The 23591-nt window shown below is 48.0% G+C and carries 23 protein-coding genes; 17 read left to right on the forward strand and 6 right to left on the reverse strand.

Annotated features, from left to right (window positions below; genetic code table 11):
- The 3 genes from SPB21_RS11045 to SPB21_RS11055 are packed head-to-tail and all read left to right on the forward strand — an operon-like array spanning position 1 to position 2317.
- On the forward strand, positions 1-975 hold the full coding sequence (locus tag SPB21_RS11045; protein ID WP_499866564.1) for a quinone oxidoreductase family protein: 975 nt from the start codon (positions 1-3) through the stop codon (positions 973-975).
- Between the two features lie 35 nt (positions 976-1010).
- The gene (locus tag SPB21_RS11050; RefSeq protein ID WP_163659175.1) at positions 1011-1457 is read left to right on the forward strand and encodes a DUF3598 family protein; all 447 of its coding nucleotides are present in this window, start codon (positions 1011-1013) and stop codon (positions 1455-1457) included.
- A 41-nt stretch (positions 1458-1498) separates the two neighbouring features.
- A complete protein-coding gene (locus SPB21_RS11055) occupies positions 1499-2317 on the forward strand; it encodes an alpha/beta fold hydrolase (protein ID WP_163701925.1) in 819 nt (272 codons plus the stop codon).
- A gap of 73 nt (positions 2318-2390) precedes the next feature.
- Here SPB21_RS11055 and SPB21_RS11060 read toward each other — a convergent pair whose 3' ends face one another.
- Complete coding sequence (locus tag SPB21_RS11060; protein WP_163659177.1) at positions 2391-2819, reverse strand: RidA family protein; 429 nt, start codon at positions 2817-2819, stop codon at positions 2391-2393.
- A 482-nt stretch (positions 2820-3301) separates the two neighbouring features.
- Between SPB21_RS11060 and SPB21_RS11065 the strand changes: the two genes are divergently transcribed.
- The 4 genes from SPB21_RS11065 (at position 3302) to SPB21_RS11080 (ending at position 8748) form a co-directional block, all read left to right on the forward strand.
- Positions 3302-3742: a response regulator gene (locus tag SPB21_RS11065; RefSeq protein ID WP_499866565.1), complete on the forward strand. Its 441-nt coding sequence runs from the start codon at positions 3302-3304 to the stop codon at positions 3740-3742.
- Positions 3743-4023: 281 nt separating this feature from the next.
- Complete coding sequence (locus SPB21_RS11070) at positions 4024-6327, forward strand: ATP-binding protein (protein ID WP_163659179.1); 2304 nt, start codon at positions 4024-4026, stop codon at positions 6325-6327.
- Complete coding sequence (locus tag SPB21_RS11075; RefSeq protein WP_006514402.1) at positions 6287-6721, forward strand: response regulator; 435 nt, start codon at positions 6287-6289, stop codon at positions 6719-6721. The genes SPB21_RS11070 and SPB21_RS11075 overlap by 41 nt, the downstream gene beginning before the upstream one ends.
- Positions 6718-8748, forward strand: a complete 2031-nt coding sequence (locus tag SPB21_RS11080) for an ATP-binding response regulator (protein WP_250565928.1) — start codon at positions 6718-6720, stop codon at positions 8746-8748. Before SPB21_RS11075 ends, SPB21_RS11080 begins: the two co-directional genes overlap by 4 nt.
- Positions 8749-8875: 127 nt before the next feature.
- Here the strand turns inward: SPB21_RS11080 and SPB21_RS11085 are convergent, their stop codons facing one another.
- The gene (locus SPB21_RS11085; RefSeq protein ID WP_163701930.1) at positions 8876-9781 is read right to left on the reverse strand and encodes a LysR family transcriptional regulator; all 906 of its coding nucleotides are present in this window, start codon (positions 9779-9781) and stop codon (positions 8876-8878) included.
- Between the two features lie 146 nt (positions 9782-9927).
- On the opposite strand from SPB21_RS11085, the gene SPB21_RS11090 reads away from it, so the two are divergent.
- The 10 genes from SPB21_RS11090 (at position 9928) to SPB21_RS11135 (ending at position 17188) form a co-directional block, all read left to right on the forward strand.
- On the forward strand, positions 9928-10467 hold the full coding sequence (locus SPB21_RS11090) for a redoxin domain-containing protein (RefSeq protein WP_499866566.1): 540 nt from the start codon (positions 9928-9930) through the stop codon (positions 10465-10467).
- A gap of 127 nt (positions 10468-10594) precedes the next feature.
- Positions 10595-11002, forward strand: a complete 408-nt coding sequence (locus tag SPB21_RS11095; RefSeq protein WP_499866567.1) for an MAPEG family protein — start codon at positions 10595-10597, stop codon at positions 11000-11002.
- Positions 11003-11172: 170 nt separating this feature from the next.
- A complete protein-coding gene (locus SPB21_RS11100; RefSeq protein WP_163701935.1) occupies positions 11173-11763 on the forward strand; it encodes a TetR/AcrR family transcriptional regulator in 591 nt (196 codons plus the stop codon).
- A gap of 153 nt (positions 11764-11916) precedes the next feature.
- The gene (locus SPB21_RS11105; protein ID WP_499866568.1) at positions 11917-12330 is read left to right on the forward strand and encodes a hypothetical protein; all 414 of its coding nucleotides are present in this window, start codon (positions 11917-11919) and stop codon (positions 12328-12330) included.
- Positions 12331-12471: 141 nt separating this feature from the next.
- Positions 12472-13083 (forward strand): carbonic anhydrase, encoded by a 612-nt coding sequence (locus SPB21_RS11110; protein ID WP_163659186.1) that lies wholly within the window; start codon positions 12472-12474, stop codon positions 13081-13083.
- 138 nt (positions 13084-13221) lie between these two features.
- On the forward strand, positions 13222-13515 hold the full coding sequence (locus SPB21_RS11115; protein ID WP_499866569.1) for a hypothetical protein: 294 nt from the start codon (positions 13222-13224) through the stop codon (positions 13513-13515).
- Between the two features lie 69 nt (positions 13516-13584).
- Positions 13585-14505, forward strand: coding sequence for a PhzF family phenazine biosynthesis protein (locus SPB21_RS11120; protein ID WP_499866570.1), 921 nt, complete (start codon positions 13585-13587; stop codon positions 14503-14505).
- The gene (locus tag SPB21_RS11125; RefSeq protein ID WP_163659189.1) at positions 14502-15239 is read left to right on the forward strand and encodes an SDR family NAD(P)-dependent oxidoreductase; all 738 of its coding nucleotides are present in this window, start codon (positions 14502-14504) and stop codon (positions 15237-15239) included. Before SPB21_RS11120 ends, SPB21_RS11125 begins: the two co-directional genes overlap by 4 nt.
- Before the next feature lie 36 nt (positions 15240-15275).
- On the forward strand, positions 15276-16199 hold the full coding sequence (locus tag SPB21_RS11130) for a malate dehydrogenase (RefSeq protein WP_499866571.1): 924 nt from the start codon (positions 15276-15278) through the stop codon (positions 16197-16199).
- Between the two features lie 251 nt (positions 16200-16450).
- Positions 16451-17188 carry a serine/threonine protein kinase gene (locus SPB21_RS11135; protein WP_250564629.1) on the forward strand — a complete coding sequence of 246 codons (738 nt, stop codon included), beginning with the start codon at positions 16451-16453 and terminating at the stop codon, positions 17186-17188.
- A gap of 67 nt (positions 17189-17255) precedes the next feature.
- Here SPB21_RS11135 and SPB21_RS11140 read toward each other — a convergent pair whose 3' ends face one another.
- The 4 genes from SPB21_RS11140 to SPB21_RS11155 all read right to left on the reverse strand — a co-directional run bounded on the left by SPB21_RS11140 (position 17256) and on the right by SPB21_RS11155 (position 23588).
- The gene (locus SPB21_RS11140; protein ID WP_163659191.1) at positions 17256-17537 is read right to left on the reverse strand and encodes an FmdB family zinc ribbon protein; all 282 of its coding nucleotides are present in this window, start codon (positions 17535-17537) and stop codon (positions 17256-17258) included.
- A gap of 15 nt (positions 17538-17552) precedes the next feature.
- Positions 17553-18758, reverse strand: coding sequence for a formamidase (fmdA, locus tag SPB21_RS11145; RefSeq protein WP_499866572.1), 1206 nt, complete (start codon positions 18756-18758; stop codon positions 17553-17555).
- 839 nt (positions 18759-19597) lie between these two features.
- Entirely contained in the window at positions 19598-21007 is a 1410-nt protein-coding gene (locus SPB21_RS11150; protein ID WP_163701951.1) for an efflux RND transporter periplasmic adaptor subunit, read from the reverse strand.
- A gap of 217 nt (positions 21008-21224) precedes the next feature.
- Entirely contained in the window at positions 21225-23588 is a 2364-nt protein-coding gene (locus SPB21_RS11155) for an ABC transporter permease (RefSeq protein WP_250564630.1), read from the reverse strand.
- Between the last annotated feature and the right edge of the window lie 3 nt (positions 23589-23591).

Below are 23591 nucleotides of genomic sequence, written 5' to 3' on the forward strand. Positions count from 1 at the left end.
ATGAAAGCATGTCGTATTCATCATTATCAGGGTCCCACATCTGTTCAAGTTGATCAGATAGATGTGCCAGAGCCTGGTCCTGATCAAGTTAGAATCCGAGTGCGGGCAGCAGGATTGAACAACTCTGACCTGCAAACCACCCATGGCACCTATCGGGGGTATGGGCATCAAGGATTACCTCACATTTTGGGACAGGAGGCTGCCGGAGAAATTGAGGCTATCGGGTCTGGTGTCACTGAATTTACCCCTGGAATGCGGGTCTTCGGCCATGTTAGTGGAGCCTTTGCCGAGACTGCCCTGGGACCCGCTGCCGAATTCCTCCCCCTGCCGCAGACTATCCCGTTTGAGGTGGCTGCCAGTCTCCCCATCGCCTATCTCACAGCCATAATGGCCCTGGTTTGCAAAGCAAATCTGCAGGCAGGTGAGTGGGTCTTAATCCATCCCGGCAGCGGTGGTGTAGGCACCGCCGCCATCCAACTTGCCCAATTGCTAGGAGCCCACGTTATTGCCACTGCCAGCTCTGAATCAAAAATCACCCATTTACAGGATTTAGGCGTTGACCATGCCCTCAACCACCGCACGCAAAATGTTGTTACAGAGGTACAACGTATTACAGAAAATAAAGGTATACAGGTAGCTCTAGACGGCGGCGGCCAGGTCACCTTGCCCCAATGCTTAACAGCTGTTGCCAATGAAGGTCGCATTATCTCCTATGGATATACAACAGGTGTGGAAGCAACGCTGCCGCTGGTCAAACTCATCGGTCGTAATGTACAGCTATTTGGCATTGCCCTCTGGTATAACCAGCATTATCGAACCACCTTAACCACCCTGCGTGATTTGGTGGTTCCCGCTATTGTTAACGGTCAAGTACAGCCTGCCATCACTGTAGTTCAGGGCCTGGAGTGTGTGCCACAAATATTATTACAAATGGAACAGAATTATCTTATGGGAAAAGTTGTTATCGTTCCATAATTTTAGGTCGTTTCGCTAAATTAGGAGCCAGTCAAATGTCTGCAATCAAAGAAGGAATGCCCGTTCTCACTCGCCATGAAGGCCAATGGACCGGAACTTACACAGTGGTTGATAATGATGGAAAAATTCTCGATCAACACCAATGTCTGATTACCTGCGAGTTTCCAGACGACCAGCCCCATCCTTATTTTCAAACCAATCGCTACACCTGGGCCGACGGCAAAGTAGAAGAATATCAGTTCCCTGGTATGTATCGAGATAACAAGCTCTGGTTTGACACCGAACGCATCGAAGGCAAAGCCTGGGACGCAGACGATTCCATTGTAATCCTTTGGTTTGCCTACAAAGGAATCCCAGATGCCTTTGTCTACGAAATGATCCACCTGAGTAAGTGCAACAACCATCGCGCCCGCACCTGGCACTGGTTTAAAAATGGAGAAATCTATCAACGAACACTAATCAAAGAAGCACGAATTCAGTAAGAAAAGAAGATTTACACGTGTTTGATTCCTGGAGACACCCCATGCAACCCATCAAACGAGCCTTTCTAGATACCGCCGATGGCCAAATTCACTATCGCATCGGCGGCGAAGGCGAACCACTCCTACTACTCCACATGAACCCCCGCAGCAGCGACGAATACCGAGAACTGATGCCAATTTTGGGGCAACACTATCAGGTGATTGCCATGGACGCCATGGGCTTTGGTGATTCCGATAAACCCCCCAGAATGTACACGATTTACGACTATGCCAAAACCGTAATGGCATTACTGGACGAATTAGACATTCAAGAAACCAACATTCTCGGCAACCATACCGGTGCCTTTATCGCCGGAGAAGTCACCGCCGCCCACCCTGAGCGGGTCAACAAACTGATCTTAGGTAATGTCCCTGGCTTTGGAGAACAGGGCAAAGCCAGACTCATGGAACTATTTGAACAGGGCTTTAAGATCCAAGACGATGGCTCCCATCTCATGCAACGATGGCAGGCCCGTTCACGTTATATCGGCACGTCTGAGCTCAACCATCGCTGGGTATTGGACGACCTCAAATGTTTTGGTCACCCCCTGTACGCTGTTTGGGCAGTTGCACAATATTGTCTAGAAGCTGAGGAAAGATTAAAACAGGTCAAATGCCCCACCCTGATCTTCTGGGGCTTAGACGATGTCAAAGAATTCGAAAGACTGGGTCTCTCCAAACCAGAAGACAGATTTTTTGTTAGCCAGGTAATCCCCCATGGTAAGGTGATCGACATTCCCGAGGGAACTATCTGCATGATGAATCAGATGGCCGAAGAGATTGCGAATATGGTACTTGATTTTTTGAAAGGTGCAGTCTAATGAGGGGTGATAGAGTGATGGGGTGATGGAACACTCCCCTACTCCATCACCAATCTTCCCTCACCGCCAACAACTAACTCCCCAACACCGCCGTACACTTAATCTCAACAATCAGCCCTGGTGTAGATAGGGCCACAATCCCCATACCAGTCCATGTAGGGAAGTTCTTTGTGAAATAACGATCTTTTACCTGAATAAACAACAACAAGTGAGGAATTTTTAAATCCTGTGGATTCTCTATCGGAGTATCAACAACATGATACGTAATCATCTCCACCACATCATCAAACGTGGCTCCTGCTGATGATAGAACCTTTTCCACATTCTTAAATGCCTGGTCAAATTGAGCTTCTGTGCCCTCCACCACCTGCATATTTTCATCTCTTCCCACTTGCCCTGAAATATATAAGGTATCTCCCACTTTTATCCCAGGACAATAGCGATATTTTTCATACAAAATTTCCATTCCTTCAGGAATTATAATCTCGCGCTTAGTACCCATAGCAAAATCCTCACAGCGGTCTCTAGTGGCTGAATTGTAATGATTGAATTGATTATAAACGGTGCCCTGGGAAACAATTTAATCCGAGTATCATCCTATGCCTGAAGAAGAATTTGTTCTCCAAGGAAGCCTGACTACCCAGGTTAGACAGATGACCCTAGGCTGTGTTTTTGGCAGCCAGCCTTTATACCCCATGCTCCCGCTTATACAGAAACAAGATACTTTGCCCTAGTACATGGCGGTAATCCCCACATTTCCTATCGTCCGTGGATACCGCCCTTTCATAGCCACTATCCTTGGGAATGGAATCAGAAAGAAAAGACTGCCTACCCAACCAATTGACTGGCATCTTAGTACATTAAAAATCATGAAAATTAATGTGCTAGATGAGTTATGGGAGGTCATAGCCAATGAATCAAAGCTAGTATCTGAACAATTTTGTTGCCCAGTTGGGCGTCAAGGTATGGGGAGCTAGGATTGCTATGGATGACCGTAAACGCGAGCGACTGGTTTTAGTAATTGACGATCAGCCAGAGCATTTACAAATTATTAAACAGGTCCTCACCAATGGCACTGTTCCTTGTCACATCGTTTCTATCGCTGACAGCCATCGGGCCATCGATTTTCTGCGGCATAAAGGAGATTATCCTCAGGTGCCGCGCCCTGATTTAATTTTACTGGACCCACAATTAGCAGATGGCAAAGGCCAGGCTGTTCTTTCAGAGGTGAAAACAGACGTGTCTCTCCGTCGTATTCCTACGATTGTTCTCAGCCCTGTAGCTGATCAGACTAACGTCATCAGTAACTATCAACTGCAGTGTAATAGCTATGTGATTAAACCTCAGGATTTAACAAGTTTGACCGATGTCATACAGGTGATTGAATCATTCTGGCTTAACATTGTAACGCTGCCACTGGAGTAAACACTTCAGCCAAAATGAACTAAGCCAATTAAGCATCTATTTATGTGTAAAAAGTCATGATAATTGTTGCGATTGAGAGAGTAGTTTAGTCGCCTCAACACATGACTACGACAGCATTTCAAGAACTCCCTATTTATTTAACAATTCAAACAAGGCACAGAGAGAGACCTGGGATATTCTGCAAGGTAGCTGTCAATAATTGATGGCGTTGCGCCTAGCGAACAGTGCCGTGCTGATCGTTCGTTTGGTGTTCACTTCACTGATCATCTACGGAGGACAGTATGATACATACAAATCTAACTCAATCAAGTCCCAACCTGGCAGCCTTAAAACAGCCATCAATCACCAGTCTGACAAAGATTCAGCCCCATGGGGTTGTGTTGGTGCTAGACCCCAATGACCTGACCGTATTGCAGGCGAGTACCAACACAATTGATGAATTTGCCTTGGACGTCAGGGACGTCATCGGCAGGCCTTTAGATGAAATTCTCGATCCTTTCCAAGTTGATCAATTTAAGGTAGGACTGACAGAAGAGAAGTTAGATTTTATTAATCCGGTCAAGATATGGGTACGCAGAGAAGGGGATGATTATCAGGTATTTGATGCTGTCTTTCATCGCAGCAACGATGGCTTTTTAGTGCTTGAACTTGAGCCTGCCCTTACCCAAGAAAATATTCCTTTTTTAAGCTTTTATCACCTGGCTAGGGCCTCAATTAATCAGCTGGAATCTACAGCGGAGCTATATGCGTTTTGCCAGGTCATTGTCCGAGAAGTGCGCAAGGTGACCGGGTTTGATCGGGTTATGCTCTACCAGTTTGATGATGATGGTCACGGTGAGGTGGTAGCAGAAGAAAAATGTGAGGACATGGAGCCGTATTTGGGGCTGCATTATCCCGAATCGGACATCCCCAAAACAGCTCGCCAGATGTTTCTCTCCAACTGGATTCGGGTAATTCCCGACGCAGCGGCTACTGCGGTGGATCTCTATCCTGCTAAAAATCCGGTGACGCAACAGCCTACGGATTTAACGCACTCGATCCTGCGTAGCGCCTATTCTTGTCACTTGGAATATCTCCACAATATGGGTGTAGGGGCTTCATTAACAATTTCGTTGATGAAGGATAACAAGCTATGGGGATTGATTGCCTGCCATCATCGAACCGCTAAATATGTTCCCTACGAACTCCGTAAAGCTTGTGAGTTTTTAGGACGGGTGATCTTTTCCGAGATTGCCACCCGAGAGGAAGTTGCCGATCATGCCCACCGTATTCGGATCGCCAATGTCCAATCCAGCCTGATTGAGGCTATGTCCCAGGCGGATTATTTTGTTGAGGGCTTAACAGGCGATCAAGCCAGCCTGCTGGAGCTGGTTGGCGCTAGTGGGACAGCCGTTTACTTTGGTAATCGATGGACTTTAGTGGGAGCCACCCCGTCAGAAAATGAGCTGAACTATTTAACCCAATGGTTAGGGAAACAGCTAGATGATGATATTTTCTACACCGATGCTTTACCCCTAATCTATTCAGATGCCCAGCGTTTTAAGCATTTAGCCAGTGGGTTATTGGCTATTCCCATTTCTAAGCGCAGCTATGTGCTCTGGTTCCGTCCAGAGGTGATTCAAACGGTCAATTGGGGCGGTGACCCTAACAATGCCTATGCTGTAGAAGAATCTGAACAGGGTCTAAAGCTCTCGCCACGGCAGTCGTTTGCCCTGTGGAAAGAGACTGTGCGATGCAAGTCACTCCATTGGAAACCAATCGAAATTAAAGCAGCGTTAGAACTGCGCAAGGCTGTTGTCAATGTAGTTCTACGCCAGGCCGAAGAACTTGCCCTATTGGCTCAAGATCTAGAGCGATCTAATGCGGAATTAAAAAAGTTTGCCTACATCGCCTCCCATGATCTACAGGAGCCTTTGAACCAGGTAGCCAATTTTGTGCAGCTATTGGAAATGCGCTATAGCGAAGAACTGGACCAGGACGCCAAGGAATTTATCAACTATGCGGTGGGGGGTGTGCACCAAATGCAAACCCTGATCGATGACGTATTGCTATACTCCAAGGTGGATATCCAAGGGATAGACTGTGCCCTAACAGAAGTTGATGTAGCTTTAGAGAAAGCTTTAAAGAATCTACAGGGACGAATTCATGAAACGGGGGCAGTTGTCACCTACGACACAATGCCGACGTTAGTGGCTGACGGCACCCAACTGATGCAGCTATTCCAGAATTTGATTGGTAACGCCATTAAGTTTCGACGTTCTGAAGTGTCTCCCACCATTCATGTGGGTGTAGACCGTGAGGAAGATAGCTGGCTGTTCTCAGTACGGGATAATGGCATTGGTATCGATCCTGAATTTTTTGAACGTATTTTTGTCATTTTCCAACGGTTACATACCCGTGATGAGTATCCTGGCTCAGGTATGGGCTTAGCCATTTGCAAGAAGATTGCTGACTGTCACCGAGGTCGTATCTGGGTGGACTCTGCAGTAGGTCAAGGCGCGACATTCTATTTCACATTGCCAGTCGGAGGTCGAGATCGTACCAGTGGACGCAGGACGCAAAGTTATTTTCTTGATCGAGGATAATCGGGGCGATATTCGCCTGATTCAAGAAGCCCTCAAACACGCGGGTACCGCCTGTGATATTGCTGTCGCTAGAGACGGTGTAGAAGCTATGGCCTACCTGCGTCGCGAGGGCGACTTTCAGCAAGTCAAGATGCCTGATTTAATCCTTCTTGATCTCAATTTACCTAAAAAAGATGGTCGAGAGGTCTTAGCCGAAATCAAAGCTGATCCCAAGCTTAAACATATTCCAGTGGTCGTATTAACGACATCGCGCAATGAAGATGACATTCTTAATAGCTATGACTTACATGTCAACTGCTACATTTCTAAATCTCGTAATTTAGCTCAGCTATTTACCATCATCCAAGGAATTGAAGAGTTTTGGCTGAAAACCGCTACGCTACCCAAACTTTGACCGATCCTAGACTAGGGACTAGCACCCGAGTGTTATTGATTGAAGATAGCGCTGCCGATGCTCGACTTCTACAAGAGTTTCTCAGGGAAACCTTATATGATGAGTTTCTCTTGACCCATGTGGAACGTCTTGGTAAGGCGCTACAGCAGCTACAGGACAACACCTATGATGTTGTTTTGTTGGATTTGACGTTGCCCGATAGCGATGGCCTGAGTTCACTGAATGCGCTCCTCCACCAGGCACCCAGCGTTCCGATTGTGGTTTTAACCAATACCAACAATCCTGAGCTTGCGGTTGAAGCTGTGCGCCAAGGGGCGCAAGACTATTTGATTAAACGACAAATGCACCATGAGGTGTTGGTGCGATCGCTCCGCTATGCCATTGAGCGCAAGCAGCAGGCCGAGGCACTACGGGCAGCCAATGAAGCCTTAGAACATCGGGTGCAGGCACGGACGCGGGAGTTAGAGCTGGCCAATCAGCGACTACGCCAGGAGGTCAACTATCGTCAAACGGTGCAGGAGCGGCTAGCCCTGGCCCAAAAGGCGGGTAAAACCGGCATTTTTGAATGGAATATTCGCTCCAACGAGGTTACCTGGAGTGCAGAATTAGAGGCACTTTATGGGGTATCTCGGGGTGACTTTGATGGGTCCTATGATAATTGGATCAAGGCAATTCACAGTGAAGACCGGTCTCGGGTCGAGCAAGATTTATGGCGCTCTGTCACCGTGGGCAAGGGTCTCAACAGTGAGTTTAGAATCTCCCACCCCAGCGGTATTCGATGGATTAGTGTCAGCAGTCGCATTTTCAACGGGGAGGATGGCAAACCCCTGAGAATGTTAGGCATCCATTTGGATATTACTGAAAAGAAACAGCTGGAATCCCAATTTTTGCAGGCCCAGCGACTGGAAAGTCTAGGGGCATTAGCCAGTGGCATTGCCCATGATCTTAACAATATTTTGACTCCTATTTTGGCCGCTGGGCAATTATTACCGATTACCCTGGAGACCATCGACGAACGGTCGCAGCAGCTGATTGAAACCTTAAACTGTAGTGCTCAGCGGGGGATCAAACTCGTCCAGCAAATTCTCTCATTTGCCCAAGATGGCAAGAGTGTTAGCAGTGTCCTATCCATCGGCGATTTGTTAGCAGAGACAAATCAGATTGTAAAACAAACCTTGCCTCAGTCTATAAATGTTCATGTTGAGGTGCCTGCCGATCTATGGTTGGTCAAAGGTAATGAGACACAGCTGCACCAGGTATTCATGAATCTCTGTGTCAATGCCCGAGATGCCATGTCCGAGGGGGGCATCTTGCGGGTCTCTGCAAAAAACTTGGTGATTGATGAGCCCTATTTACAAATGCATGGTGATGCTACGCCGGGTCCCCATGTGATGGTGACCGTGACAGATACGGGCACAGGGATTGCACCAGAAATTCAAGAACATATTTTTGATCCGTTTTTTACGACCAAATCCACCGGTCAGGGTACGGGGCTGGGGTTAGCCGCTGTGCTCAATATTGTGAAAAGCCACAATGGTTTTATCACCATGCAAACAGCGGTGGGGGAGGGCAGTCAGTTTCATGTTTATCTGCCCGCTGATCCCAATTCTGTTTCGGTACCAACACCACCGTTAGAGTTGTTGTGCGGTCACCAAGAGGTGATTCTGGTGGTGGATGATGATCCGGCAATTTGTAAGGTAATGCGGCTGTCGTTGGAGACCTATGGGTATCAGGTGCTGATTGCTAATGATGGATTGGGTGCGATCGCAATGCTAGCCGAACACCGCGCTTTAGTACGCTGCATTTTGATCGACCTGATGATGCCAGATATGGATGGTCAAACTGCTATTCCGCTGTTGCAACGGCTTCAGCCTGAGGTGAAGGTGGTGGCCATGACTGGAGCGATTATCCCAACGCAGGCAGATTCGGTGGCGAACGAATTAAGGTTAGATGGCACCCTAAATAAACCGTTTACTACCCGAGATCTACTCATGCTGCTGCAAAAAGTCCTCGTCTCCCAGGGATGAGTTCATCCCAAGAACAGCCACTAGTGGCTGCAAAATATGCAGGTAACATAGGGCCTCAAGGCATACATTCAAAACGTCGAATGCAGCGTCAAAGCCGCCATCGACTGTAAACTCACCCCACCAAAAACTAAAGAGCAGCATGCTCCTTTGACTGCCAATCATAGCTAGCAGCAAAATGGCAAAACTGTTGCACCAGCTCAGACTGCTGATGTGGCCGCCATTTTAGTCCAATGGTGCGCTCAAAGTCCAAATCTGAAACCGGTAGATACACCATACCCGGTATCCCCTGCCAGTAAGGCATAATACACAGCCCCAATCCTGCCTGAATCAACGAAAACACCCATTCCTCATGGCTCGCCCGATAAACAACCTTAGGACGAATATGAGCAGCATCCAACATCTGACATTCCTGGGGAAAAAACTCACAATTAATCCGGTCAATAAACGGTTGCCCCTCCAGCTCCGCCAGACGCACTGACGTCCGCTGAGAAAACGGATGGCTGAGCGGCACCGCTAACCGCAACGGCTGCCGAAAGAGCACAGTAGACGTCTGAGAATCAGCATGAACCACCGGTTGAGATACCCCACGCAAACTCAACACCGTTAAAACAACATCCACATCCCCTCGCTCTAACCCATCCTGCAACGTCTCCAGCGTGCCATCGTGTAACTCAACCGTGATATGGGGGTAATGCTGCTGAAAGGAACTGACTAAATTAGCCAAAACCGCAACGCGCATCGTACTCAAAACACCCAGACGCAGCGTAGTCTCATCATTAAATCCCTTCAGCTCATGCAAAGCCGCCTGGTACTGATCCATAATCACCTGGGCTTTCTCCATAAAAGATCGCCCTGCCGCCGTCAGCACCGTGCGCCTCCCCCCGCGCTCAAACAAAGATACCCCCAACTCCTGCTCCAATTTCTTAATCCCGGTGGAGAGAGAGGGCTGGGACAGATAAAGCCGCTCAGCCGCCCGTGAAAATGTACCTGTTTCAGCAATTGCTAGGAAATAACGCACTTGATATAAATCCATCTATAGGTACCTTCTATAGGTTTTATACTCAGAATAGCCTTGTTGAATAGTTTAACCTGGGACACCATTGAGGAGACAAGGGCAAACGATAACTTCTCAAAGCCCTTATCCCTTAACAACGCGAACATTAAACTCAAACAACAATTATGACAGCCACTGTAAATGGAACCTCTGCCAAACTGGTCATGGGGCATCCAGCTCCCGCTTTGGAAGTGAACACATTGAGCCATGGCCTTTGGAATCTGGCTGACCAGACGCCTGAAAACTACACGATGATAGTTTTCTACCGAGGTCTGCATTGTCCTGTTTGCGTCCAATACATCAGCGAACTAGAACAAAAACTCGATGCCTTTAGTCAGCTCGGTGTCACCGTTATTGCCATTAGTGGCGATGATCAGGAGAAGGCGGCTCAATTGCAAGCAAAAACTAACTCACAACAGCTAACGCTGGGATATGGCCTAACCTATGACGATATGCGCCGTTGGGGGCTATACCTAAGTAAGGGACATTTTGATAATGAGCCCACTCTGTTTAGTGAACCCGCCCTTTTTCTGATCAAACCCAACGGTCATATCTACCTAGCTAACTTGGGCACCCATCCCTTTTCCCGCATCAGCTTTGACTTCCTAATTCAGGGATTGGAATACGTCATTCCCAACAACTATCCCTTCCGTGGCACTGAATAGCCATAGAAATCTTATTGATCGATGATCAGCTGATCGGACAATCCCCTTCTCTGAATTAATTCAACAGAAGACTGTGATCCTCTGTATGTGAGAGGATCACAGTCTGATAACTCATCAGGAGAAAATCATGAACTCATCCTTGTTTTATCTCGCTGCCAGCGGCATGCTGTGCGTCCTCCTTTGGACCCCCTATATTCTCAATCGAGTCTTTGTATGGGGCATTCCAGCATTTGCCAGCAACTATCCCAGCAAAAAGTTCCCAGCCGAAGCCCCGACAATTCCAGTATGGGCAGAACGGGCCCAACGCACCCACCTCAACATGGTTGAGACCTTACCTGCCTTTGCCGCTGTCGTGCTTGCAGCTTATCTAACCGATGCTAACAACGACATTGTTAACAGTTGGGCCGCTGTCTTTTTCTGGGCCAGAATATTCCACGCTAGTGTTTACATTCTGGGTGTCCCTTACCTGAGAACCCCCACCTACCTAGTCTCTTGGGCTGCAGTACTGATTATTGGCGCTCAAGTTGTCTTCTAAATATCAATGGGCAAGTGGTTTGTCTATTATACATGTCACACTCAAACCCCTTGCCTCGTCTTCTTTATGCCCCCTACAAGGAGATGAATACCCAGTTGCCACCCACAAAGTTCCTGACAACCATGAGTCAGTCACTTGACTTTTAAGACGACCGGTCATATAATAAGCCCATGGCTAGACCAAAACGCAACGACAATACTCGAGAAAAGTTACTGGACCAAGGCATTAAGCTGTTTATGGATCAGGGCTATCATGGCACTGGCATCAAGGAAGTTGTGGATTTAGTCAAGGTTCCCAAGGGGTCTTTCTACAACTACTTTGACAGCAAAGAACAGTTTGGGGCTGATGTCATTCGGCACTATGCCAGGTGGGTTGTGACAAACATGGCCGCTTGGCTTAATGGTTCAGAGGACAACGCACTGATTGCCCTTGAACAGTTTTTTGAGCAAGAAATGCAGCGACATCAGGAGGTGAAAGCAGGCTGCATTATCGGTAATTTAGGAGCAGAGTTGGGGGCAAGCAGTGAGCGATGCCAACAGGCCATGATTGAGGGATTTGCCGCCATGAAAAACCAGTTTCTCCAAACCCTGAAGCGGGGCCAGACCCAAGGTTCAATTCGGCATGATATTTCTGCCGAAGACCTTGCAGATTTTTTGATCAATGCCTATGAAGGCGCTTTACTGCGCATGCAGGTCGAACAATCGGTAGAACCCATCCGGAAATTATGGCAGTTGCTCAACAGTTATTTAGTGGCTCCCTAAACCTCTCCACAATCCATGCAAGAACGCACCTGCGTGTGTCCAAATTTAGATAAATAGCGAATATCCTGCATTGGCCGCCCAGCTGTGCGACCCTACATTGAGAAATTGTCGTTATTTTAAGACGACTGGTCGTATTTTAATCACACAACAATCATGAAAAACACACTGCAATGGAAAATTCCAGGTCAAGAATTTGAAGACGGCAGTCTGGTTACTGACTGGAAAAAGATCGAGGGGAACCCCTGGCATCTTCAAATAGAGAGTCAGTATGAGATGACATTTGATATTTACGAACATGACGGTCAGTTCTGGAAGCTGTATCAGGCTCGTTGGGTGATAGAAGGGACCACTGGATACCTCTATCGCTATGGTGGCCAAGCCTGCCGCATGACTCAGGTGCAGTACAGGCAAACGGTGCGATCGCCCCATTCTGGGTTATTAAAACAGGCTGGAGATCTAGAGTGGGTTCGAGTCTACGAAGTGGATAAGCGGATTCATCAGGTGATGCGGATTGGGAAAATAAATCCGAAAGATGACAACAGCATTTTTGTTGAAAAATTGGCGTAATGAGGGGAGCAATTTAAGGTGTTAGCGGTTAACCCACCCCGTTTCCCATCCCAGAAAGGGATTAGGTTTTGGCTTCATATTTAGGCCCAGGGCTTAGTTCAGCTCAAATGAGAAAATTTATTAACCCAAAGGAGTTACATCATGAGTTCTACAGTACCAAATTTTGATGCTTACATCTTCTCAAAACAACCTAACTACCATGAACCAACGGTACGTCAGGAATTTGCCAAGGCCGTACCAAATCTGAGAACAATTGTGGTCTATTGTTATGATCCCAGGGTGATTGAAATTCCCATCGCTGTGGCAGAAGAATTTGACGAGGTGTATCCGGGCACTATTGTCACCGATGTCCAGGGAAATAAAGTTGCTTCGTCGGCCACTCTCTTTGAAGTTGTTGTGGCCGGGGGGCGAGCCGTGGATGCACTGCGCTCAATTACGGTGGCACAACATTTATTTGGCATTGAGAATATTGTCATCGTCCATCATACCTATTGCGGAGCCACCACATTCACACCGGATGGGCTGATCGAGGCCTATAAACGTGAACATCATCAGGACATTGCGGCTCTTTATGAGCGGGCCAGCATCTCCATTGGTGACTTTGCCACATCACTAAAGTACGACACTCGCTTAGTCAGGGAATCGAAAGGTACACCCAAACATGTCAACATCTACGGCTATGTCTACAACACTGATACCCATGGGCTGACAAAGCTTGTAGAAGACAAAGGATTGGTCACAGCCAACCCCTAAAGCTATGAAACAGACAGATCGAGAAGTTGTTGTTATTACTGCGATCGCACTCACCCTCGCTGTCATCATTCAACTCTTTTCCATAGTCTAAATTTCACCCCACTATACCAATTAGTCATCCTGATTAAGGAGACAGTCATGAAGTCCTCCTCATTTTTAAATCGGTTGGCGGATTCTGCTAAAAGCAGATCCCATCAGAAGACTCCGACAACCTCAACTAAACACAGAATTCAAGCAGCCTTTATGGCAATGGCTCAGACCTTGGCGCAGCTTTTACACGATCACGTGAGCACTGAACCCTTGGTTTCAGAACACCAGGATAGAAACGGTGAGCGCTACTACCGAATCTACGATCCGCTGGATGAGAAAATGTACTACTTCAGCTCAGAAAACGAGGTTCGTATCTGGTTAGATCAACGACATTATCGATAAAATTGTCCAGGAATCTCGCTTTCTTGGCTCCTCTGCTCAACAAACAATCCTTACCTACCGGAGTGCTCTATGCGTTACCGTTTTTACACCGTTGATGTTTTTACCAAACATATTTTTGGCGGTAATCCCCTGGCTGTTTTTCCAGAAGCAGACGGGTTAAAACCAGAGCAAATGCAGCGGATTGCCAATGAGTTTAATTTATCTGAGACTGCATTTGTTCTGCCGCCAGAGACCACCGAGGGAACCTATCGCCTAAGGATTTTCACCCCAGGCACTGAGTTACCCTTTGCCGGACATCCCACCATTGGTACGGCCTATGTACTGGCAGCTATCGGCAAGGTGCCTTTAAGCGAAGATAAGACAACGATTATTTTCGAAGAAGGCGTTGGCGATATTCCAGTTGTTATTCATAGCACCAATGGTCAACCCACCTTTGCACAGTTTTCAGCAGCTCAACTGCCAGAGTTTGGCCCAGAGCCTCCCCCTTTGGCTAAGCTAGCTTCTATGCTGTCTCTCCAACCGTCAGATTTACACGCAGATAACTGGACGCCTCAGGCGTTATCCTGTGGGGTACCATTTTTGTTTATTCCGATTTGCGATCGCATCACCCTAGCCAAAGCGCAACTCAATCTCACCACATGGGAAGCAACATTAGCCTCCTATTGGGCTCCCCACATTTATCTGTTCACCCCTGATCCAGAATTAGAAGGCTCCGATTTTCGAGCCAGGATGTTTGCACCCGCCATGGGTATCCAAGAAGATCCAGCCACTGGAGCCGCCGCCACCGCTTTTGCAGGCTATCTGGGCCAAACTGCAAAACCTGGAAAATTACGCTGGGTGATTGAACAGGGATTTGACATGGGACGGCCCAGCTTTCTAGACATTGAGGCAGATAAAGACGGTAACAAAATATCTGCCATTCGCGTTGGTGGAAATTCAGTTCAAGTCAGCCAGGGAGAGATAACCATTCCATCAGGAGACAACCCATGACCCAGCCAATTTGTTTAATTACAGGGGTGGGAGAGGGGACAGGAGCCGCAATTGCCCGCCGATTTGCTAAAAGTGGCTATCGCTTGGCCATGCTTGCCCGTAACCGCGAGCGGCTCCGGAAACTTGAGCAGGAAATCCCTCAGGCTCACGCCTATGGCTGTGATGTGAGTAATTTAGAAGAATTACTCACCACCGTAAAACATATCCAAGCAGAGATGGGACACCCTTCTGTGCTAATTCACAATGCCGTTAGCGCTACGTTTGGAACGTTTCTAAACGCTGAGCCGGAGACATTAGAACATAATTTTCGAGTCAATACGACCTCTCTGCTTTACCTGGTGCGTCAGCTGGCACCGACTATGGTGCAAACGGGTAGTGGCACCATTATTGTGACTGGCAACACAGCCGCCCATAGAGGAATTCCCACCTATGCTCTCTTTGCCCCCACGAAAGCGGCACAGCGGATTTTAGCGCAGTCCCTGGCCCGCGAGTTGGGACCCAAAGGCATTCATGTAGCCTATCTGACCATTGATGCTGCGATCGCAACCCCCTGGTCAAAAGATCTACCTGTTCAAGGCCTCAACACTCACCCTTTGAACCAACAAATAACAATTTCTAAAGAGTTCTTCTGCCAACCAGTTGATATTGCCGAAGAAACATTTCACATCGCCCATCAACCCCGATCAGCCTGGTCCTTTGATGTAGAAATTCGTCCTTCCACTGAAAAGTGGTGAGTAGAATTAAGTAGTGTATGCAGGAAACTACAGGCCATGAAAATTTCTGTCATTGGCATCGGTAAAGTCGGTTCAACCATTAGCTTTGTTTTAGCAAAAGGCGGTTTAGCATCCGAATTAGTGCTATATAACCGCACCAGAGAAATTGCCCATGCTGAAGCCATCGATATTCAGCAAGCTGTAGCTCTCACCCCCTATCGACTTGTGGTCCGAGATGGTGAATTAGAAGACACTGCTCGTTCAGACATCATTGTCATTGCAGTCAGTGCCCCGATGCCTAAAAACATGATAAACCGCAATGAGCTGTACTTGCAAAACACTCAAATCATGCAAACGTTGATCCCGCCTCTGGCGCGCTATAGCCCGAACGCTATTTTTGTGAATGTCAGCAATCCCGTTGACGCATTAACTTACCAAATCTTACAGATTGCTCGACAACAGTCTGAGGAAATCAACTGGCAACGGGTAATTGGCACTGGCACACTTATTGATTCAGCCCGATTTCGTGATCTGTTATCCACTCAACTAGGCATCCACCCTGCCGATATCAACGCCTATATTTTAGGAGAACACGGAGACAGCCAATTTGCCGCTCTCAGTTCGGCTACAAGCGGTGGTGCATTAATTGATGCCAATCCTTTACGCCAACAGATGGTGGAAAAGGCGAAACAATCAGCATGGACTATTTTCAAAGCTAAGGGGTATACCAATTACACGGTATCTTTAGCCATGGAGATGATTGTACGCAGTATCGTAGAGGATTCGCGATATACCCTACCAGTGACGGTATTAATCGATGGGTACTGTGATGTATTTAACTGTTGCCTCAGTGTGCCTTGTGTTGTTGGCCGCCAGGGTGTTCATTATCGTTTGGAAACTCGACTGAATGAGGCGGAGGTATCGGCTTTCCAGAATTGTGCGCGAGTGGTTCAACAACAAATCCAGTGTGTGCACTTATAAACTGGTAAAGATATCTCTTAAAGATTTCACGTTCAGGTTAGTTAATGGAAACCACGATATTCTGGAGAGGATATAGAGCCAGAGATTCAATCCAATATCCTATTCGCTTTGATCAAAGGTGACCATCTTAGACAACCTGCAAAGAGTTTTATCTATTCTTACTATCTATATATGGGCGCAATCAGCTAGCTCCAACTTTAGAACGTGGCCTATATAATGGCTTCAATGCCCCCATATCGATCTGGTCAGCCATGCATAATCACTACAGCAAGATGTTCTTGTATGACAGAGCTGATTATTCAACCAGCAGCCCTGTTGTGGATAATGTGCTGCTCAACCAGTCGATTAAGACTCTGGTGGCGATGATTGAACAAGAACTGCGTCCTCAGGTTAGCCTTAAAAGTATTAGGCCCCATGACCCCATTGAGGTCAAGCATATTCCGGCTCCGTGGCAGTTGTTAGGTACGGGCAACTATGCGGCGGTATTTACCCATCCCGACTATGCCGATTTAGCCGTCAAGATCTATGCCCCAGATCGCCCTGGTTTTGAAGATGAAGCCGAAGTTTATCGCAGAATAGGCATTCATCCCGCTTTCTCTCAATGTTTCTACGCCCGAGATAATTTTTTAGTCCTTAAGTGCCTAGAGGGCATCACCTTATATAACTGTCTACACCAGGGTCGACGCATTCCTAAACAGGTGATTTTAGATATTGATCAAGCTTTAGACTATGCTCGCAGTCGAGGACTACGCCCCCACGATGTCCATGGTAAAAATGTCATGATACAACAAGGCCGGGGCCTTGTTGTTGATATTTCAGACTTTCTGCGAGCAGGTTCTGGTTTAGCCTGGGACGATCTAAAGACATTTTACTATTGGGTTTATAGACCTTTTCTCTCGCCTCTAAGGGTTCGTATTCCTCTCGCCTTACTGGACATCAGTCGGGGGGTTTATCGATTTCTACGCGTTTTGCTAAAGCGCAAAGCTTAGGGGCCGTTTATTAATCGGCCTACACCACAGCTATGAATTTATACCTTTTGTTTTGGTCTTAGTTAACTTAAAGGCGTTGAGATGCATGGCCAATCATCCAAGGACGCCCCCCTTTGGAGCTTTGATTAGTGGGCGTCGGTGGTACATCTTGGCGCTTAACAAACCGAGGTTCAGCGGAGTGACTCACTCGACTTAAACTGCCTGTATTGAGACTGATGTTAGGTGCTGTAAAAACTCGGGTGGCAATCACACCACAGCCAGGGCAGGGCAGGGGTATTTTCACCTCAGCCATCTTTCGCCACACATCAAAGGGGCCACAGTCGGCACACTTATAATCGTAAAGTGGCATATATTTTTCTCCTTGCTAAACTGGCAAAATAGGTTGGTCAAAGATTTCCGTCGGAATCGCTAACGTACAACAGGCATTAGGAATATCAACAATGCCACTGACTCGACCTTCTACAGGGGCGCAACTTAACAATAAATAGGCCTGCTCACCTGTAAAACCAAACTTTTTCAGATATTCAATCGCATTCAAACAAGCACGGCGATAGGCAATATGCACATCCATGTAATATTGTTTACCTGAATACTCATCGACAGAAATACCTTCAAACACCAGGTATTCTGAATAGTGAGGTTCGACTGGACCTGGCTTAAAAATGGGGTTAACCATGCCATACTTGTCCATGCCACCCTTGATAATATCCACATGTAGGTCGATAAACCCAGACATCTCAATGGCTCCACAGAAAGAAATCTCTCCATCCCCTTGGGAAAAGTGAATATCTCCCATGGAGAGTTTGGCACCCTCCACATATACCGGGAAGTATATGCGGGTGCCTCTAGAGAGATTCTTAATATCGCAGTTTCCCCCATGTTCTCGGGGTGGAACCGTACGAGCTGCTTCTGCAGCAATTCGATCAAACTCTGCGGCTGATACAGTGCCTAAAATGGCATTGTTTGGATTCGGCAAGGCTGCCAACACTGGCTGATCGCCCGATAGCCCAGTACCGTAGGTACGTAAATCGGGGGCAGTATTAACCAATTCTGCCTCTCGCTTATTCCATGTAGCCAACAACTCATGGGATGGCGCACAACCAATCAAACCTGGGTGGGTAATCCCGGCAAATTTTACCCCTGGAATATGGCGAGATGTGGTGTAAATCCCCTGGAAGTCCCAAATCGCTTTAGCAGCTTCAGGATAATGGTCCGTTAGAAAACCACCGCCATTGTTCTTGGCAAAAATGCCAGTAAATCCCCACTCATCTCCTTGCAGTGCCCCAATGTCGACCAAATCTACCACCAGGATATCCCCTGGCTCTGCGCCATTGACCCAAATAGGACCACTGAGCACATGTACGACTGTTAAATCAACATCTCGAATATCGTCAGGGCTATCATTATCTTTGATTTGCCCATCTGTCCAGTCTTTACACTCAATCCGAAACACATCCCCAGGACTGACAGAAACAACGGCTGGAATGTCTGGATGCCAGCGATTATGACCCGGCAATTCTTGTTCTGACATGGATTTTGTCAGATCCACCTTAAACAATGTTTGAGGCATATTGTTGACTTCCCTGATAAACGAGGTAGACGTAAATTTTGGATCAGTTAGTTAGCGGACTCATGGATCCACTCAACATTTAGTATTGGGTATTCGATATTTCGTTCTGGCGTAATTACGTACTCTGACACTAGCTTTTATCACTTTACTCAGTATGTAACAATCGCTACTCTAGACAAGATTTTTCTGTTACGTTTCTGATGTAAAAATTGAGCTGCTTTAAGAAGCATATGGCAACTACCAACGGATCTGTAGCGGTTGATCTGTTGTTAAAATTGAGCCGGCCATCGCTCAACGTTAGAAATTATAAAGGCTTTAGATTACTGAGCCCATTGTTTATTGAAGACCGTGATGTTTTATACGGCTAGTTGTTCAAGCCTTGATGAGCCTCACTATCCGGAGTTCTATGCTGTGATCTGAGACACAATCCAAGAAAAATTGATGGTTATATTAAAACAGAGTTGGGACTGCTCCTCACATGTGTCTGTATTAACCATGCTGGCATAGAGTGGCTCCAAACGGCTAACATGCTTTATTGCAAACTCTCTATGTCTAACCCAATATCTGGTCGATAGAACACTCTATCAACTAACCCCCTATCTCTAAACCGAAGTCCTCCATAAGTCTTATTGATTATGGGGGACTTCTTATTTGTAATGACGCAGGTACAAGTGATTATCCTCAGACTCTTTTAGTGCTGTTACCTGGGAATAAATTTGGCAGATTGTCATCAATCAAGGTGAATAAAACCTTCATCGTCTATATCTCCAAATTCAGTAGAATTACTCTCGATATCTTCTTATTTCATAGTCTGGGCAACTTTTTTTTCAGCCAGTCAGCTATCTCTCCTTAACCTGACGTCCAGCTTCAAGTTCCTCACTGGGATGTAGCACCACCTGTTCTCCATCCCTTAATCCCTCCGTCACCTCAGCCGCCATAGTGCTGCGGTGGTCAATGTTAATCTCACGGGGCTGGGCCTGATTATCTTCCACAACAAACACACACCAGCTCTCACCGCAGCGATAAAGTGCGCTAACTGGCACTTGTAAGATATTTTTGTCTGCCCATGTGACAATCTGGGCTTCAATGCGATACCGATCCCCCAAAGGATTGGCTGTAGGTTCAGTCAACGTGCCAATAACATTGACCCGTTGTTCTTCTACGCCCAGGGCAGACACTTCGGTAAAGGCCGCAGGTTCAATATAGCTGACGGTAGCTGCCAGTGGCTTGGGGCCACCCCATTGATCAACAATAATCTGATCGCCAGGTTCAATCTGCACTGCGTCTGTAGACAGCACATCAATCTCCAACTCCAAATCACCTGGGTTTCCTAACTCTAGTAAGGGGTCTCCGGCTTGAACAAAACGAGCACTCTCATCGGGTACCCGTAGCACCGAGCCACTAATGGGGGCCGAGATTGTTGTGCGTTGTGCCTCATCCACCAGGTTGGCTAGCTCTGCCTCCACCCCAGCTATTTGGGCGCGGTAGGCATCTTCTAAATAATCAGGGTCGCGTTGTTCTTCTCGCAGCAACGCTAGGGCTTCCTGGGCAGCTGTCACATTTGCGATCGCACTGCCCAACCGTTTCTCATCGGCTGCCAGTTCCTGTGTCAGACGATCTTCTTCTAGTTCAGCCGTCTCTCTGGCCTGACGAGAGATGGCACCCCGTGTTTCTAAATCTTGGGCCCGGTTGCGATCGCGACGTGCCTGCTCCAGCTCCACCCGAGTCTCTTCCACCTCTGCGGCGGCAGCCTGTTGTGTTGCCTGGGCCGCCTGTAGTCGAGCAGACGCCTGGGCCAAAGCTTCTGCCTTAGGTCGCTGGGTATCCACCCCCACCAGCTCAGCCTGCAACTCCTGCAATCGTGCTTGGGCCGTCTGTACTTTACTATCTAGGGGCAATGGATCAAGCTGTGCAACAACAGCATTGGCCTCCACCAGATCCCCTGCTTCTAGATCGATTCGCCGTAAGCGTCCATCCACAGGTGCTGAGACCACATATCGATCTTTAACCCGCGTTTCTCCCTCAGCATCAATAGTCACCTGCAACGGACCAGTTGTCACGGTTCCTATGTCCACGGGAATGGGGGTAGGTCGAAAGGCGAGACCCACCAGAACAGTAATACCTACACCAGCTAGACCATAGGGCAACCAGCGAGGCAAACGAAGTTGCCGTCGGGTCGCAGGAGTCGACGGATCCTTGGGCTTCCGTCGAAACAAGTTTTTGACCGTTTGTTTCTGGGCCTGAGTCATAGTGAGATCTCCTTAGGCAGAGGAACTTGATGAGTGGTTTTGAGGAGTGTTAGTGGACAACCGACCCCGTTGCCATCCCAGGAGGGAAGCAAGTTTTAGCTTTTATATAAGAGTACTGCATTGATTTTTGCTCCAAGAATTAGTGGTTAATAATAAACCTTTCCCCCCGGTATCCTCTGCTGCCCCTATCTCCTGTGCGCTCTTTTCATAACTTCTATTACTCTCTTGTTTTTAAAACAGCAATCAAATCCAGTCGATTCAGCTGCCGTCGAATCAGTAAGCCAGAAGCCAACGCTGCCGCCATAATCACGACAAAAGCAAAGGCATAGGTGGCTGGAGTAATCACCAAAGGAAAGCGAAACAGCTCCCAGTCATAAATCTCAGTCATCAGTGCCGCCATACCAAAGCCCAGAGCAAACCCGATGGGAATTGATAGCGTTAATAGCACCGCCTGTTCTCCTAATAAGATGAACGCAATTTCACCTTTGGTAAATCCAATGATCCGCAGGGTGGCCAGTTCCCGTTCTCGTTCTGATAAAGCAATGCGGGCGGCATTGTACACCACCCCAAAGGCAATGACCGACGCGAACCCTACCAATACCATGGTAAATCCTGCCATGCTCCTGGTGAGAATGTCGTTGAACTGATCAATGGTGGTTTGACGCATGGCGACGCTGGCCACGGCAGGAGTTTGTTTAAGCTCGGCATAAAGCTGCTGTTGTTCGTGTTCATCCACCTGTAAATAGGCACCGGAAAGGGTAAATCCTTCTCGCATTAAGCGATTGAGGGCATGGATATCCATGTAGGCGGAAATGCCCACCAGCTCGTCAAAGATGCCGGTGACTGGCACGGTGCGCGTGGGACGCTCTCCTTCTAACACCTCCACTGTGATTTGGTCTCCCAGGTGGGCCTGTAAAATGTCCGCCAGCTTTGTGGATAAAACAACTCCCTCAGGCGGTAATGTTACTGGCCGCTGCTCGCGGTCCAGCAGGCGACGGAGTTCGCTACCGGGCTCCACACCATTGATGCCGCTGAGTTTTTGATAGTGACCAAAGCGCAGCCGAGCGGGCACCGTGCGAAAGGGTTCGGCCCGTAATACCCCTGGCAAGCTGTAAAGGTCAAACTGGGCGCGGCTCGATAGGGGATTGTTAAAGACCAGGGTAATGTCTTCTCGCTGAATGGTGCGAAACTGGATATCCACAAGGGCATCCATGGCGTCGGTGAAAAAACGGCCCAGTACCAGGATTGCGATCGCAACCGCAATGCCCACCACCGACAACAATCCCTGCACCGGACGTCGCTCCAAATTCCGGAGAATAATGCGGCTAGGCGCAGAAAACCACCGCTGTAGGCCCAGTTTCTCCACTAATGTAGGCCGATACGTGGCCGGAGGTTCAGGCCGCATGGCTTCAGCTGGTGGAAGCGACACCGCACGCTGTACCGCCAGAAACGCCCCTAATATTGCGGCACCACCACTGACCAATAGCGCCGTCACCAGTACCGATGGTCTCACCTCATATTGCAGCACCGGAAAGTGATAAAAATCCGCATACAAGCGGGTCATACCTTGCCCCATCCACCAACCCAGACCGCTGCCTAGAACGACACCTAGCAACACCACGATCAGTACGAGTTTTAGATAGTGCAGCCCCACCATAAAGTTGTCATAGCCAAACGCTTTCATCACTGCAATTTGGTCTCGCTGGGTGCTCACTAACCGACTGAGCAACAGATTTAACAAAAAAGCGGCAATTCCTAGAAAAATGCTGGGTACAAAGACAGCATGGGCCGACAGCTGACGAATCTCATCGGAAATAAAGGTATGGGAAATTTGATCTTCTCGACCAAAGGCCCCTAATCCACCATAGGTTTCCAACTGCTGGTCTAGCTGAAAGATCACCTCGGCTTCACTGGCACCTGGCATCAGCCTTAAGCTGACATCGTTAAAGGCCCCATCCATGTCAAACGCTGTTGCCAGGGCCTCCTGCTGCATCCAGAGAATGCCAAAGCGTTGGTTATCGGGAACAATTTCCGTGCCCCGAATCTCATAGATATACTCCGGTGATAGGGCAACACCAACGATCCGTAGGGTTTGCCAGCGCCCATTGAGAATTGCCCCAACCGTGTCGTTGAGTTCCAGGTGATTGGCCTCAGCAAAGACTTCACTGGCCAGCACCTCATCCCCTCGTTCTGGATAGCGCCCTTTGCGAATAAACAGATCGTTGAGCATTGGGGTGGGGTGCTCAGGAATCGAGATTAATCGTCCGGTAGCCGGTTCCGCCAGGCCCTCCACGGACAGGGTGACATCCTGGACCACGCGCGTTTGCACAACCCCCACCCCCGGAATTTGCTCAAACCGGGCGGTCAGGCTTTTGGGGGCGCGCTTTAGCTGGACAAATACATCGGCAAACCGGTACTGGTCGTAGTAGGTGTCCTGGGTGAGCTGTAGTGACCCGTGGGTGCTCATCATGGTGATCAGATTGGCCATGCCACAGGTGACAATCAGGACAATTGCCAGCACCTGCCCTTGCATACGCAGGAGATCTCGAAATAGTTTACGGTCTAAGGCTTTCAGTGCCATATC

The sequence above is a fragment of the Leptothoe sp. ISB3NOV94-8A genome (genome assembly GCF_043421595.1).
In the GTDB taxonomy this organism is placed as follows: Bacteria; Cyanobacteriota; Cyanobacteriia; order Phormidesmidales; family Phormidesmidaceae; genus Leptothoe; species Leptothoe turfae.